At 66.3% G+C, this 13547-nt stretch carries 15 protein-coding genes; 10 read left to right on the forward strand and 5 right to left on the reverse strand.

The features are described from left to right. The first annotated feature begins 33 nt into the window (after positions 1-33). Complete coding sequence (locus PSR88_RS18065) at positions 34-342, forward strand: ABC transporter ATP-binding protein/permease (protein ID WP_016884779.1); 309 nt, start codon at positions 34-36, stop codon at positions 340-342. Positions 343-462: 120 nt separating this feature from the next. Here the strand turns inward: PSR88_RS18065 and PSR88_RS18070 are convergent, their stop codons facing one another. Continuing rightward, a complete protein-coding gene (locus PSR88_RS18070; RefSeq protein WP_009480791.1) occupies positions 463-759 on the reverse strand; it encodes a putative quinol monooxygenase in 297 nt (98 codons plus the stop codon). Between the two features lie 393 nt (positions 760-1152). Here PSR88_RS18070 and PSR88_RS18075 point away from each other — a divergent pair, with 393 nt between their 5' ends. The 5 genes from PSR88_RS18075 (at position 1153) to PSR88_RS18095 (ending at position 4740) form a co-directional block, all read left to right on the forward strand. Then, complete coding sequence (locus PSR88_RS18075; protein WP_237726894.1) at positions 1153-2244, forward strand: glutathione-independent formaldehyde dehydrogenase; 1092 nt, start codon at positions 1153-1155, stop codon at positions 2242-2244. A gap of 28 nt (positions 2245-2272) precedes the next feature. Next, positions 2273-2833, forward strand: a complete 561-nt coding sequence (locus PSR88_RS18080; protein ID WP_029539753.1) for a type 1 glutamine amidotransferase domain-containing protein — start codon at positions 2273-2275, stop codon at positions 2831-2833. Next, the gene (locus tag PSR88_RS18085) at positions 2830-3243 is read left to right on the forward strand and encodes a GlcG/HbpS family heme-binding protein (protein ID WP_016884774.1); all 414 of its coding nucleotides are present in this window, start codon (positions 2830-2832) and stop codon (positions 3241-3243) included. The genes PSR88_RS18080 and PSR88_RS18085 overlap by 4 nt, the downstream gene beginning before the upstream one ends. 130 nt (positions 3244-3373) lie before the next feature. Next, positions 3374-3544, forward strand: a complete 171-nt coding sequence (locus tag PSR88_RS18090; RefSeq protein WP_016884773.1) for a hypothetical protein — start codon at positions 3374-3376, stop codon at positions 3542-3544. Beyond that, on the forward strand, positions 3541-4740 hold the full coding sequence (locus PSR88_RS18095) for a low temperature requirement protein A (protein ID WP_016884772.1): 1200 nt from the start codon (positions 3541-3543) through the stop codon (positions 4738-4740). The genes PSR88_RS18090 and PSR88_RS18095 overlap by 4 nt, the downstream gene beginning before the upstream one ends. A gap of 509 nt (positions 4741-5249) precedes the next feature. Here PSR88_RS18095 and PSR88_RS18100 read toward each other — a convergent pair. Next, positions 5250-6800: an acetyl-CoA hydrolase/transferase family protein gene (locus PSR88_RS18100; protein WP_083849798.1), complete on the reverse strand. Its 1551-nt coding sequence runs from the start codon at positions 6798-6800 to the stop codon at positions 5250-5252. Positions 6801-7823: 1023 nt separating this feature from the next. Between PSR88_RS18100 and PSR88_RS18105 the strand changes: the two genes are divergently transcribed. Then, on the forward strand, positions 7824-8921 hold the full coding sequence (locus tag PSR88_RS18105; protein WP_016884768.1) for a membrane protein: 1098 nt from the start codon (positions 7824-7826) through the stop codon (positions 8919-8921). A 343-nt stretch (positions 8922-9264) separates the two neighbouring features. Here the strand turns inward: PSR88_RS18105 and PSR88_RS18110 are convergent, their stop codons facing one another. The 3 genes from PSR88_RS18110 to PSR88_RS18120 form a co-directional block, all read right to left on the reverse strand. Beyond that, positions 9265-9828: a dihydrofolate reductase family protein gene (locus PSR88_RS18110; protein WP_016884767.1), complete on the reverse strand. Its 564-nt coding sequence runs from the start codon at positions 9826-9828 to the stop codon at positions 9265-9267. 93 nt (positions 9829-9921) lie between these two features. After that, entirely contained in the window at positions 9922-10566 is a 645-nt protein-coding gene (locus PSR88_RS18115) for a PAS and ANTAR domain-containing protein (RefSeq protein ID WP_020476869.1), read from the reverse strand. A gap of 403 nt (positions 10567-10969) precedes the next feature. Continuing rightward, a complete protein-coding gene (locus PSR88_RS18120; protein WP_011596182.1) occupies positions 10970-11479 on the reverse strand; it encodes a MerR family transcriptional regulator in 510 nt (169 codons plus the stop codon). 125 nt (positions 11480-11604) lie between these two features. Between PSR88_RS18120 and PSR88_RS18125 the strand changes: the two genes are divergently transcribed. From PSR88_RS18125 to PSR88_RS18135, 3 genes are all read left to right on the forward strand, one after another. Further along, positions 11605-12027 carry an Hsp20/alpha crystallin family protein gene (locus tag PSR88_RS18125; RefSeq protein WP_011596183.1) on the forward strand — a complete coding sequence of 141 codons (423 nt, stop codon included), beginning with the start codon at positions 11605-11607 and terminating at the stop codon, positions 12025-12027. A 36-nt stretch (positions 12028-12063) separates the two neighbouring features. Further along, positions 12064-12408 carry a hypothetical protein gene (locus PSR88_RS18130; protein WP_011596184.1) on the forward strand — a complete coding sequence of 115 codons (345 nt, stop codon included), beginning with the start codon at positions 12064-12066 and terminating at the stop codon, positions 12406-12408. Positions 12409-12754: 346 nt separating this feature from the next. Next, positions 12755-13159: a J domain-containing protein gene (locus PSR88_RS18135; protein WP_016884761.1), complete on the forward strand. Its 405-nt coding sequence runs from the start codon at positions 12755-12757 to the stop codon at positions 13157-13159. Positions 13160-13547 lie beyond the last annotated feature (388 nt).

The following is a 13547-nucleotide window of genomic DNA, read 5'->3' on the forward strand; positions in this document are numbered from 1 at the left end:
GATGCGACGGGGAAATCCCCGATCGAGTAGTGGATGGTCCAATTCCGCGACGCCCGGTTCGGGTACCGCCCCGACCATCCCGTCCTCGACTCGGTGAGCTTCACCGTCGCACGCGGCTACGTGGAACAGAACGCGCCCGCGATCTCGGGCACCGTCCGGGAGAACCTCACCCTCGCCGCCCCGGAGGTGACGGACGAGCAGTGCTGGGCGGCCCTGGACACCGTCAACCTGCGCGACCGGATCGACACCGAAACCGCGGCTTTGCACGCGCAGATCGGTGAGCACGGGATTCGCCTGTCCGGTGGCGAGCGGCAACGGTTCGGCGCCCAGCACGTGCCGTAGCGGTGGGCGCGGAGGATGTCCCGAGTTCCGTGGAGTGTGGTGGGGGGCCGGTGAGGTGTCAGGCTGCGCTCGTCTCGTCGTTGTGTACCACGATTCGACAGGTTCGGCGGACTCGGCGGCTCAGAGCTTGTCGGCGAGCACGTCGAGGTAGCTGATTTCGGGCGGCGCAGCGAAGAGTTCGTCGGCGCGTTCGCCGAGGGCCTTGCCGACCGGCCCATTGAGATGTGTGTCGCGGGCGGCCTCGTCGGGGAATGCGTCGATGATGCCGAACGTCGAGGGGCCGAACCGTACCGCCAACCAGGGCTTCGTGCCGGGCTCCTGTTCGACGAGTGGCAGCGCCGATCGGAGGAATTCCTCGACCGCGCTTTCCTTGCCGGGTTTGGCTTCGAGTCGGACCAGCAGCGCCTTGGTGGCCATGTCGGGTCTCCTGTTCGAGGTGGTGGACATGGTCCAGCATCACACCATCGACCGGTGAAGGGAAGGAGCCCCCGAGCCCACCAATCAAGGAAACCGATCTCACCCCTAGTAATCGTGGAGCCGAAAGAGGAGACTCCATGGTGGATGGAATGCGACGCCTGGAATGCGCCCGCTGTTATCGGCTGTGACGCGAAACATGGTGGTGTGCCAACGTTTTGGTGTTGTTTTCAGTTCCGTGCGCTGTCGCGTCTGCCCCAGCGGCACGATTCATTCGGTCGCTCACATGTCATCGCCTGTGGCCGCCGGGCCGGGATCCACCGGGAAACGCAGCATCAGGGAGTCGAGATGAAAGCGCTTGTGTACGACGGGCCACGTGAGGTTCATGTGAAGGATATGCCCGATGCCAGGATTGAGCAGCCGACCGATGTGCTGGTAAAGATCACCAGCACCAATATTTGCGGGTCGGATCTGCACATGTACGAGGGCCGCACCGACCTCGAGCCCGGGATGGTCCTCGGTCACGAAAACCTGGGGATCGTCGCCGAGGTCGGCAACGCGGTGGTCAAGGTCTCACCCGGGGATCGGGTGTGCCTGCCGTTCAACATCGGCTGCGGTTTCTGCCGCAACTGCGAGGAAGGGTTGACCGCGTTCTGCCTGACGGTGCACCCGGATCCGAAGATGGCCGGCGCCGCATACGGGTTCGCCGGGATGGGCCCGTTCTGGGGCGGGCAGGCGGAATATCTGCGGGTGCCGTTCGGCGACTTCAATTGTCTGCGGTTGCCCGAGGATGCCCAGGACAAGGAAACCGACTACGTGATGCTCTCCGACATCTTTCCCACCGGCTGGCACTGCACCCGCCTCGCGGACATGCAGCCCGGCGATTCGATGGTGGTGTACGGGGCCGGGCCGGTCGGGTTGATGGCGGCGTACTCGGCGATGATCCAGGGCGCGAGCAAGGTGATGATCGTCGACCGGCATCCGGACCGGCTCAAGCTCGCCGAGCAGATCGGCGTCATTCCGATCGACGATTCGAAGGGCGACCCGGTCGAGCAGGTCCTGGAACAGACCCGCGGGCAGGGTGCCGACAAGGGTTGTGAGTGCGTCGGCTATCAGGCGCACGACCCGCAGGGTCACGAGGACGCCGCGATGACGATGAACCGGCTCGTCGACTCGGTGCGCTTCACCGGCCACATCGGGGTGGTCGGGATCTTCCTGCCCCAGGACCGCAACGGCCCCGACGAACTCGAACGCCACGGCAAGATCGCCTTCGACATGGGCAAATTCTGGTTCAAGGGGCAGAAGGTCGGAACCGGGCAGGCCAACGTCAAGCACTACAACCGGCAGCTGCGCGACCTGATCCACCAGGGCCGTGCCAAGCCGTCCTGGATCGTCTCCCACGAACTGCCACTGGCCGAGGCCGAATCCGGTTACCAGCATTTCGATGCCCGCGACGACGGATGGACCAAGGTCGTACTGCATCCGTGAGGCGGCCCGGACCGAGAGGAGCACAATGATGGCAATGACACTGCAGGGCAAGCGGATCGCGATACTTGCTGCCGACGGGGTCGAAAGAGTCGAACTCGAGCGACCCCGCGACGCGGTGCACCAAGCCGGTGGGCACACGGAGCTGCTGTCGCCGAAGTCAGGCGAAATCCAGGCACGCAACAACGACCTCGACGCGGCCGGCACGTTCACCGTAGATCGGGCCGTGTCCGATGTTGCGGTCGACGACTACGATGCCTTGCTGCTGCCGGGCGGCACGGTGAACCCGGACAAGCTGCGAATCGAGGAGGCGGCGGTGTCGTTCGTGCGCGACTTCGTCGGCTCGGGAAGGCCGGTCGGGGTAATCTGCCACGGTCCCTGGACCCTCGTCGAGGCCGGTGTGGCCAAAGGCAGAACGCTCACCTCATACCCGAGTCTGCGGACCGACCTGCGCAACGCCGGGGCCGACGTCGTCGACGAAGAGGTCGCGATCGACGGGAACCTGATCTCTAGCCGCTCGCCCGACGACCTCCCCGCGTTCTGTCAGGCCATCGTCGAGCAGTTCGCGAAGCCCCGGGCGGGTGCGTCATGACAGTGAACCAGACCTCGGTGTCCCTCGACGATGCGCAGCGGGTGATCGCCGCCGGGCAGGCCAAAGCTGACGAGATCGAGTCGCCGTCGAACATTGCGGTGGTCGATGCCGGCGGCAACCTCGTGGCTCACGTGCGGATGGACGGTGCCTGGATCGCCAGCATCGACATCTCGATCAGCAAGGCGTTCACCGCGCGGGCGCTGGACATCTCGACCGAGGACCTCGCGGCCAACGCGGGTCCGGGTGGGCAGTTCTACGGGATACACGTGTCCAACGGTGGGCGCATCATGATCTTCACCGGCGGTGTGCCGCTGCGGCACAACGGCCAGGTCGTCGGGGCGGTCGGCGTCAGCTGCGGCACCGGGGAGCAGGACAAGACCGTCGCCGAGGCGGCCGCGGCGGCGCTGTGAGCAGTGAACTGCGTCGTCAGGGAACTGCGTCGACAGGGCGACGTCGCGGATGTGAGCGTCGAAGCGGTCGGAATGGAGGCGCACGCCCCTGGCCACGGGGACCTGTACAACCGGGTCGGCAGCAGCTGCGGTGACACAGCGAGCGACCGACGTCCGGGCGGAGCGGGCTGAGGAGTACGGCCGGCTCAATGCGGGCGAGGGGATGCTGCTGGTGCGGATCACCCCCGAGAAAGTGATATCGGAGAACAACATTACTGGTGAACAGCAACGGGCGATGATCATGACCACTGGTCGACGATGACGGTCTACGACGGCAACGCCGCCGGGGGATCTGCCGGCCGCGAGCCCGACACCGACGGATCGCAGGAGTCGAATGGGCGGTCGGTGGGCAACCTGGAGTTGTTCTTCGACCTCACCTTCGTGTATGCGATGTCGCAGGTCACACACCTGATGCTCAGTGACATCTCCTGGCAGGGTTTCGGCCGGGGTGTGCTCGCTCTGCTCGCCCTGTGGTGGGCGTGGGTGTGCTACGCCTGGCTGACCAACACATTCGAAACGGCGCGTGTGATGCACACGACTTTGATCATCGTCGCGATGGCGGCGATGCTCATCGCGGCGATTGCACTGCCGACCGCATTCACCACCGGGGCCCTCGTTTTCGGGCTCGCATTGCTCGCCGTCCGCGTCATCAACGTCGGTATGTTCCTCGCCTCGTCATCCCACGACGAGGATGGATTGGCGTCGGCGATCCGCCGACTGGCGCCGGGCCTGCTCGTCGGGCCGGCCTTGATCGTTGCCGCTGCTTTTGTGGCCTCCCCCTACCGTGAGTTGCTGTGGGTCGCGGCGGCGGCGGTCGACTTCGGCAGTCCCCTGATAGCGGGAATCAGCGGACTTCGAGTCGTACCTTCGTATTTCATCGAGCGCCACGGTTCGGTCATCATCATCGCGCTGGGCGAGACGATCATCGAGCTGGGGGCGGGGGCAACCGAAAACCTGCGCCGTCCCGGTGTCCTCGGCGCTGTGGTTCTCGGGGTGCTGATCTCGGCCACCCTGTGGTGGACCTACTTCGGCCTCACCGCCGGCGCCGAAAAACGTATGCAGCGAACACTCGGTGTCGATCGGGCACGGTTGGCGCGCGACGCCTACAGCTACCTGCACCTGCCGCTCGTCGCGGGGATTGTCTTCTTCGCCCTCGGGGCTCGGGTTTCGGTGGAACACATCGACGAGCCGCTGGCGCCGCTGGCCGCCCTCGCCCTCACCGGTGGGGTGGCACTGTTCTACGCCGCCGAGGTGGCCTACCGTTGGCGTGACCACCATCAGCTCACCGTCGATCGGCTCCTCACCGCCGCCGCGGCCCTCCTAGTTTTTCCGGTAGCGATTTCCGTCCCCGCCGTCTTGTCGCTGACCGTTCTTACCGCGATCGGAGTCCTGCGACTCGCATGGGAACTGTGGCGGCGGCCGCAGATAGGCACCGGCATAGGGGGAGCCCTACGGTGAGAACGACTCCGCTGACGTAGGCACCGTCTAGTTAAACTTCAGGGCGTTGCAGTGAGTGGGCGATTGACTTGCCCTGATGGGCACATGGCCGAACGTGACCACGACGAAACCGTACGCCATCGACGTCGCAGGTTTGGTCGATACGCCGCCGCGCTGATTTACGACGTCGCTGCGGCCGTCGAGATCCCGCCGACGACTTCGCCCCCGTATGGTTGTCGTCCGCCCAAAGTAGTTGCGGCGTTGGGACGAACTGCCGCTACGGCTGGTCAGCTCCGCGTACCGGGCCACGTGGTGATCGGTTGAGCCGAACTCGTACCAACGGCTGTCGGCCTCGACCTGTCGCCAACCCCCGTCGACCCCGGGTCAACGGGCGCCCACCTGCCCTGCGCCAGTACGCTATTCGAACCATTGGCCATCGGGCCCACCAGGTCTCAGATCGCGTCGGCTGGCCTTCCCGGACGAGTCCCCGCAGGGTCCACCGCCCGACGGGAGGGCGGGAAGGTGACCGTCTAGAGTCGCATCGAGCCGGACTCCAGGTACCGCTGGTGGAACGAGAACGCCTCCCCAAGCAGGTGCGGCGTCTGGCCGGCTCCCGCAGTGGCCGTCGCCCGCTCGACGTAGTCGGTGAGCAGCGGCCGGAATTCCGGATGCGCGCAGCGCTCGATGATGACCCGTGCCCGACGACGCGGCGACAACCCCCGCACGTCCGCAAGGCCCTGCTCGGTGACCAATACCTGGGTGTCGTGCTCGGTGTGGTCGACGTGCGGGGTCATCGGGACGATCGACGAGATCGCTCCGTTCTTCGCCGTGGACGGGCTGAGGAACATCGACAGGTACCCGTTGCGCGCGAAGTCCCCGGATCCGCCGATGCCGTTCATGATCTTGGTGCCCATCACGTGGGTCGAATTGACGTTCCCGTAGATGTCGGCCTCCAGCATCCCGTTCATCGCGATGATTCCCAATCGGCGGACCACCTCGGGGTGGTTGCTGATTTCCTGCGGACGGAGCCGGATGTGCTGCCGGTAGAAGTCGATGTTGGAGGTCAACTCCTCGATCCCGGCCTCCGAGAGTGCCAGCGCGGTAGCCGACGCGAACCGGACGGTGCCGTGCTTGATCAAGTGCAGCATCCCGTCCTGGATAACCTCGGAATAGCAGGTCAAACCCCGATACGGGCCGCGATCGAGTCCCCCGAGGACGGCATTGGCCACGTTTCCGACGCCCGCCTGCAGTGGCAGCAGGGTGTTCTCCGGGAGTCGGCCACGCCTCACCTCGTGGTCGAAGAAGTCCAGCACGTGGGCCGCGATCGCCTCACTGACCGCATCCGGAGCGGTAAGCGCGCTCGCACTGTCGGGGGCGTTCGTCTCCACCACCGCAACAACCTTGGCCGGGTCCACCCGGTAATGCGGTTGCCCGATGCGGTCCTCCACGCCGGTGAGTTCGATCGGTCGGCGGTGCGGGGGCAGAGCTGTGCCGTAGTAGATGTCATGGATACCATCCATGGCGTCCGGGACCCACGAGTTGACCTCGAGAATGACTTTTTCCGCGACGTCGAGCCAGGTCTTGTTGTTTCCGACCGACGCGGAGGGGATCAGCTCACCGGTCTCGGTGATGCCGGAAACCTCGACGACCGCGACGTTCACCACACCGTAGTAGCCCTCCCACACCTGCTGGGCCACGTGCGAGAGGTGGATGTCGACGTAATCCATGCGCCCCTGGTTGATCTTCTGCCGTGCCGTGGATTCCGCCTGGTAGGGCATCCGCAGGGCGATTCCGTCGATCTCGGCGAGCATCCTCTCGGTCTCCGTCGACACGGACGCCCCGGTCAGCAGGTCGATGGTGAAATTCGCGCCAGCCGCCCGGGCGGCGTGAATCCGGTCAGCCAAGGCCGGGATGACCGCCTTGGGTGTCCCGGCACTGGCGAAACCGCTGACAGCGACGGTGTCACCCGGACCGATGGCCTTCACCGCTTCCTCCGCCGACGTCACCTTCTGCTGGAAGGCCGAGTGACGAATCCGGCTCGACTGCACCGGGGACGCGGAATCACTGATCTGGAGGCTCACGGCGGCCAGTGTAGGAGTGGGCCACGTGACGCGACCACCCCGACAGATCGTGATGTTCACCGGATCACCCCGGTGTTCGCCACTGCCCGCCGTCCTCGACCGTTCGTCGCGGCGGACCCGCCGCTCGCAGGCTCCGCGAGGTCGCCCACCGAATCACGCCCGAATGCGCGTCGAATCGTGATCCTGCTCACTGCCCGAGCGCTTCCGTGAGAGGGCCCGGCGATCATGACGCCGACAGTTCTCGATTCCTGGCCGCCCCACAGCGGTCCGTCACCGGGGTCACCCTCCAACTCGACGTCCGCACCGACCGGCGTGTCCGCCGAGTCGGAACCGTCCCGAAATACGCGCCGCGACGCGAGGCCGCCAGCATGCACTCGGCAAGGATCCGATGACCGAATATCCTTCCATGTGGATTCAGGGGCCGGGACGCCGTAAGCGGATCGGCGAACGGGGTGCAGGCGGGAGCCTCGGTCTGGTGAACTACCGAGTGACTGCACGTAGCCGTCTGGCGATAGCTCGAGTTGGTTCCGGCGTTGGCGCTCTATGGCGCCGTCCTGGGAATGCTCGCGTCGTGGCGTGGAGGTGGGTCGGACCGCCGACATTCGGGCCGCCGGGCCCGATACCGGCGATTGCCAGATTTTCGGCCGGGCCACCGTCCCCACCCTGGGTACTGCTGTGGTGGTCGGTCGCACCAGTCGGCGGCCTCCTCGGCGCAGCCGTCGGGGGTGGTCATGACCACGTACCACTGGCGACGACGGCGTGCGATGCCGGTTAGGTGACCGGTTCGACGGGTGTCGGTGAAGGATCGATGACCTGCTTTGAGGGACCATCCGCGCCGGATCGGTCGATCAGCCCCGGCACACCGGCCAGCATAAAGACCCCACCGATTCCCGCTCTTGTCGACGATGCCTCGGCGGACCCGGTGGACCTGTCAACCGGACACGGACAGCGCGGCGGCGCCGTGATCGACTCGCACCCACTGCCTGGGAGTTTGGGGGCAGACCGGGCGGGTACGCGAAGACGGTGAAGGCGAACGAACACCTCCAGGGAGGGCAATCCGGTGCCGCGGGTGAGCAGGCCTCAGTGCTGTTCATCGCGGATCCGGGCAAACCTGCGGCTCTCGCCGAACGCGTCGCGGAGCACCTGCCGCAACGCATGCGAAGCCGTGACCGCCTCGAGCGCCGGTGGACTACATGCGTGCGCAGCAAGCCGTACCTCTCAGACGAGCAAGCGGATTTCGCAGACGTGATCGACGCGGTCGATCCATCCTCCGAAGGCGAGGACATCGTCGTGTACCTCACCGACCTACCACGCCGCGAAGACACCCTGCCGGTGGTGGCCGACGTCAGCGCCGACCACCTCTTCGCGCTCATCTCCGTCGCCGCGGTGGGCGGCGTCCACATCGAGCGCCGCATCCGCACCGTCACCGAACTCGCGATCGCCCACATCCTCGGGGAACCGGAACTCATGCCCCCCGGCGCGGCACGACGGTTCCCGTGTGTGCAGATCGAGAACGGCATCCGGTACTTCGCGCCCTCGGGACTGCGGCGACTGCGACTGCTGTCGGGGATGGTGCGGGCGAACCGGCCGTGGCGGCTGGTCACCGGACTGTCGAAGGTGCTCGTCGGCGCGTTCGCCACGGGTGCGATCGCACTGGCCACCAACACGATCTGGTTGTTCGCCGACACGATGGGCCCATGGCGTATGAGTGCGGCGACGATCCTGTCGATCGTGGCGATTATTCTCTGGCTGATCCTCGATCACGAACTGTGGGAGCGGCCGAAGTCGCCGGAAGAGCGCAATCGATCGGCGCTGTACAACACCGCGACCGTCGCCACCCTGGTCATCGGTGTGATCGTCCTCCACGTGGCCCTGTTCTGCCTGCTCCTGTTCACCGCGTGTCTCACTCTTCCCCCGGAACTGCTGTCCCGCATTCTCGGGCACGGGGTGAACTTCTCCGACTACCTCACGCTCACCTGGCTGCTGGCGTCCATCGCCACCATCGGTGGGGCGCTCGGGTCAGGTCTCGAGGACGACGCCGCCGTCAAGGAGGCGGCGTACGGGGTCCGGCAGCGCCAGCGCATCGAGGAGACCCAGAGTCGAACGAACGAGGCGGAATGAATGATCGCCCGGGAAGGGGGTCCAGGACGGCTTCGACTTCGTCGCTACCGACGCATGGTATGTCGGCGAGGAACCGTATCGCCGCCCCCAAAGGGCCTAGCCCGGCGCGTACACCACGTCGCTGACGATCACCCTCGACGACGACCCTGACCACAAGGCTCACCGGATTCCACCCGGGGATTCGCCTGAGGACTACATCCGCCAGCTTCCCGGCGACAATTAACCGATCCCGATCCCGATCCCCTACATGCACGGTCTGTGACCCGGGACGGGTATCACGATCGCCTCGAAACACAGCGCCACGAGATCCTTGGGCGGCCCGGGCCGATCCGAGGTTGGGTACTCAGCGCCTGGTCTCGTACCTGGTCAGGACCACGCCGTCAGGGAACGTCCCGGTCTCCACCAGGGTCAGGTTCACCCAGTTGTCCAGGGCCGCAAAGAACGGGGTGCCGCCACCTACCAGGACCGGATGGGTGACGATCGCGTACTCGTCGATCAGCCCTTCCCGCATGGCCACTGCGGCGAGTGTGGCGCCGCCGATGTCCATGGGGCCGCCGTCCTCGGCCTTGAGCCGGGTGATCTCGGTGACCGCGTCGCCCGTGACCAGGCGGGTGTTCCAGTCGACCGTGCTGGTCGTCGAGGAGAACACCACCTTCGGCATGTCCCGCCAGCGGCGAGCGAACTCGATCTCCGCCGGTGTGGCACCCGGCTGCTGGTCGGCGGTCGGCCAGTGGGAGCTCATCGTCTCCCACAGTTTGCGCCCGTACAGCGCCGTACCTGTCGCCCCCACCCGGTCGGACCACCACTGGAACAGCTCGTCGCTCGGCACACTCCAGCCGAGGTCGTCGCCGGGCGCGGCGATATAACCGTCCAGGCTCACGTTCATGGCGAAGGTCAGTTTCCGCATGGTGTCAGCCTCCCGCGAGTCGGTATTCGGTGTACAGACCAGCACGGCGCGAAAAATCATCGGTCAGGCCGACCACCCCGCCGCGACGGCCGTCTACACCGGGCGTCGGGCTCCTTCGTGGGCGGTGAGGAGCAGGCGATCGAACTGGGTGCGCAGACCCGCTCCGGTCTCACACTGACTGAACCCGGCGACGATCCGTTCCGCGAGGATACGTAGCCGGGTGTTGGTCTCCTGCGACCGCCAGACGAGGACATCGAACGCCCGGTCGGCGGGAATGCCATAGACCAGCATCAACGCACCCTTTGCCTGCTCGATCACCGCCCGCGATTGCTCGAGCTCGGCGACCGCCTCGTCGACCGACTCGTTCACCTCGTCGCGGTAGGAGTCGGTGAGGTCGATGTAGAACCCGGTCGTCCCGATCACCGCACCGGTGTCGTCGCACAGGCGGTCCCCGACGACGACGACCTGGTGGATCTCGCCGGCGGTGTCGAGGATGCGGTGTCTGCTGCTGAACGGTTCGGCGGCGCTGATCATCCGGTCCAGGACCCGCGCCACGTGCGGGTGGTCCTCGGGGTGCTTGTGGGAGAGCAACAGTTTCGTGGTCGGTGTGACCTCACCGGGCTGGTAGCCGTGCATCCGGGCGACGGCATCGGACCATTCCCACCGCTGCCCGTCCAGGAGGAAGCGGAAGCTGCCCACCCGCTGCGGATCCCCATCGAACACCTGCTCTGAGTTCACGTCCTAATTTCTAGCGCATCGCGGTAGCCGCAGAGTTGCCCACCTCGCGGCCGCCGGTGCGGCGCAGCGGCGGCATGAGCACCGCGGAGATCAAAGCGAGGATCGAAGCCATGTACGCCGACGACCGCCGACCGGTCCACCAGATAGGTCCGCGCTGACACAACAGGGGACAAGATGAATGTGCTGCTTCTGCTGGGTTTGCTGATCACCGCGTTCGCTGCCGTGCCGGCTATGCAGACCGACGAGCAGTCCCGCTCTCGGCACTGATCGTGGATGGGGTTCGGTTTCCGAAGCTGTCGGCAGACGGTGGCGCAGATCGCCGGGGCGCTCGAGCCAGTGCGAGAGCGACGTCCGCAGTGCCGCGATCGTCGAGACAGAACTGTCCGGACCTGGTCCGACGGTGTCAGTGATGTCCGCGTTCGCCGGTGGCCCGTGCCTGGGGGGAGCTCTCCCGCCGGCGCGGACGCTGCCCGGCCTGACGTCGTGGGTGATCGGTTCGGGTGGTCTCCGATGCCGGGCTCGCCGGCTGGTCTGGGTCGGCTCCGAGGTGGGTGGCGTCTGGGTCGGTCTCGGTGGCGGGGGTTTGTTCGGCGCGGAGCTGGGCGTTGTCTGCGGCCAGGCGCCGGTTGTCGCGTTCGAGTTCGCCGGTGCGGTGTTCGAGGTCGAGGACGCGGCCGATGCCGACGAGGTTGACTCCGGAATCGATGAGTTCGGCGACGCGTTCGAGCCGGGCCAGGTCGTGGTCGCTGTACCGGCGGGTGCCCCCGCCGGTACGGAGGGGAGTGATCAGCCCGTACTCCTCGTACAGGCGCAGCGCTGCGATCCCGAACCCGGACAGCTCGGCGGCCACCGAGATGCTGTAAACGCCACGTACCGAGGGCAAGTCGGCATCACGCCCGGATTCTGCGGCCATGTCGCTCCGATCGGGAATTTTCTCGCGCAGGCCCTTGTCATTGCCTACTGAAGATGCTATACCAAATCTACAGCATCTGCTGGAGTTTACCTGATGGAATGAGATGGTTTCAGGAGGTGGACACGATGTTGATGCGGACGGATCCGTTCCGTGATCTCGACCGTCTGACGCAACAGATCCTCGGTACCGCGGCTCGTCCGGCGGTGATGCCGATGGACGCCTGGCGCGAAGAGGACCGGTTCGTGGTGGAGTTCGACCTACCCGGTGTGAATGCCGACTCGCTGGATCTGGACGTCGACAAGAACACGCTGACGGTGCGCGCCGAACGGCCCGCGCTGGACGAGAACCGAGAGATGGTTGCGGCCGAGCGGCCGCGCGGGGTGTTCAGCCGGCAGTTGTTCCTGGGTGAGAATCTCGATGCGGACAGGATCGAGGCGAACTACGACGCCGGGGTGCTGCGGTTGACGATCCCGGTCGCGGAGAAGGCCAAGCCCCGCAAGATCGAGATCAGCAGTGGGCATTCCGAGAGGAAGGCCGTCAGCGCCTGACCGCGGCGACAAGGTTCGGGAGGGGGTGAGCAGAAGATGACATTGGCGAACATGGTTGCAGAGGCGGACGCCACCGAGATTGGGGAGCGTACCGAACGCGAGGTGGTGTGGCCGTGGCACGAACTCGAATATGCACTGCTCGTGGCCGATTCGGACCGACTCCTCGCCGACGCGCTCACGCCGCAGGCCGTGGTCCTACTCCACCAGGTGGCCACCGCACCGGCCGCTCCGCCGCGGCCATCCCCTCTCGCTTCGGTGTCGTGGACGGTGTCGATCCCACCGGTCCCCGAGATCCGGGCCACGCAGCGCTCACCACCGAGGCCGGAGAAAGACCGACCGCAACGATGCGCTCTCACCGATGAACAGTCGCGAAAGGGGTGATCAACCACACGAGAGCACGTGTCAGGCTTCGCCGTTGCCGCCTTCCTTCACCTGTCATCTCCTTCCCACGCGGCGCGGCGAACCCGGGCAACCCGCCCGGCCGCCGACCACCCGATGAGAACTGCGCAGACCACGAATCCGATGATCGTCATGGTCGGATCGAGGCGCACCGCCATTGACTGGCATCCGGAAATCTGTCGGCCGTCTCGGGCGGGCAGTGCCCACCCACATCGTCACAAGCCGGGGCGGGCCCTTCGTGCGGGTCGGGCCCGTCCCACCCTGGTGGTTCCGGCACCCCGAGCCCGATACCACCTCCTCGTCCGCACCGCACGAAAGGGAAGCGGTGATGGCCACCGAGCAGGATCCATATCTGGTACTGGGGCTGTCCCCCGCGGCGTCCCCGGCCGAGATCACCAGCGCCTACCGGCGACTGTTGCGCGAACACCACCCCGACACCCGTGTACCCGGCCGGCCGGCCGACACGTCGGCGGACGAGCGCCTTCAGCAGGTCCTGACCGCCTACGCCCTGCTACGCAACCCCGAATTCCGCGTGGCCCATGGCAAGTCAGCCACGTGCCGGGTGGATGTGCAACCGGCAGCGGCCGAACCCCCGGGGCGGTATCGGAGGCCCCCGCGGGTCCCGACCCCATCTACCACCCCGATCCGGATCCGTGGCCTCGTGATCGACACCCCCTCGCAACGACCACCCGCAACCGGCCTGTGGATCGGACCGACGCGATGGCACCGCTGACCGCAGCGCCTGGATCCCGAACCCGGACAGCGCCGCGGCCAGCGAGATGCCGTACAGCCCTCGACGGGATCGCGTCGAGGGGCCGACTATCCGCGGACATCGAACCCTCCGAAGTTTCCCAGTCCGATTCACGCCTGATCTCTATCGATTACAAGAGTGAATCTATACTTTTGCTGGAGATAATCCGAGGCATCGGTGGTCCAAGCATTTCCGGAGGGTGCCGCGTCGGTTGGTCGGTGTGGTGGTCACGAGTGCGGCGCCGCGCCCTGTCAGGCATGGGCCGGAATATCGTGCCGACGATCCAGTGATCGTCGCGCTCGCACTGCGGTCGGTGGCCTGCCGCGCGGGACCGGCGGCAGTCGACAACCACTGGCCAGGAACGCCCGCG

Origin of the sequence: Rhodococcus sp. DK176 (assembly GCF_038447315.2) — a bacterium.
In the GTDB taxonomy this organism is placed as follows: domain Bacteria; phylum Actinomycetota; class Actinomycetes; order Mycobacteriales; family Mycobacteriaceae; genus Rhodococcus_F; species Rhodococcus_F jostii_A.

What these genes read in the sequence shown, in the direction of transcription:
- PSR88_RS18065 (WP_016884779.1), top strand. Translation starts at nt 34, where the DNA reads ATGGTCCAATTCCGCGACGCCCGGTTCGGGTACCGCCCCGACCATCCC.
- PSR88_RS18110 (WP_016884767.1), bottom strand. Translation starts at nt 9,828, where the DNA reads ATGCGGAAACTGACCTTCGCCATGAACGTGAGCCTGGACGGTTATATC.
- PSR88_RS18095 (WP_016884772.1), top strand. Translation starts at nt 3,541, where the DNA reads ATGACGGTCTACGACGGCAACGCCGCCGGGGGATCTGCCGGCCGCGAG.
- PSR88_RS18125 (WP_011596183.1), top strand. Translation starts at nt 11,605, where the DNA reads ATGTTGATGCGGACGGATCCGTTCCGTGATCTCGACCGTCTGACGCAA.
- PSR88_RS18075 (WP_237726894.1), top strand. Translation starts at nt 1,153, where the DNA reads ATGCCCGATGCCAGGATTGAGCAGCCGACCGATGTGCTGGTAAAGATC.
- PSR88_RS18120 (WP_011596182.1), bottom strand. Translation starts at nt 11,479, where the DNA reads ATGGCCGCAGAATCCGGGCGTGATGCCGACTTGCCCTCGGTACGTGGC.
- PSR88_RS18130 (WP_011596184.1), top strand. Translation starts at nt 12,064, where the DNA reads ATGACATTGGCGAACATGGTTGCAGAGGCGGACGCCACCGAGATTGGG.
- PSR88_RS18085 (WP_016884774.1), top strand. Translation starts at nt 2,830, where the DNA reads ATGACAGTGAACCAGACCTCGGTGTCCCTCGACGATGCGCAGCGGGTG.
- PSR88_RS18080 (WP_029539753.1), top strand. Translation starts at nt 2,273, where the DNA reads ATGGCAATGACACTGCAGGGCAAGCGGATCGCGATACTTGCTGCCGAC.
- PSR88_RS18135 (WP_016884761.1), top strand. Translation starts at nt 12,755, where the DNA reads ATGGCCACCGAGCAGGATCCATATCTGGTACTGGGGCTGTCCCCCGCG.
- PSR88_RS18070 (WP_009480791.1), bottom strand. Translation starts at nt 759, where the DNA reads ATGGCCACCAAGGCGCTGCTGGTCCGACTCGAAGCCAAACCCGGCAAG.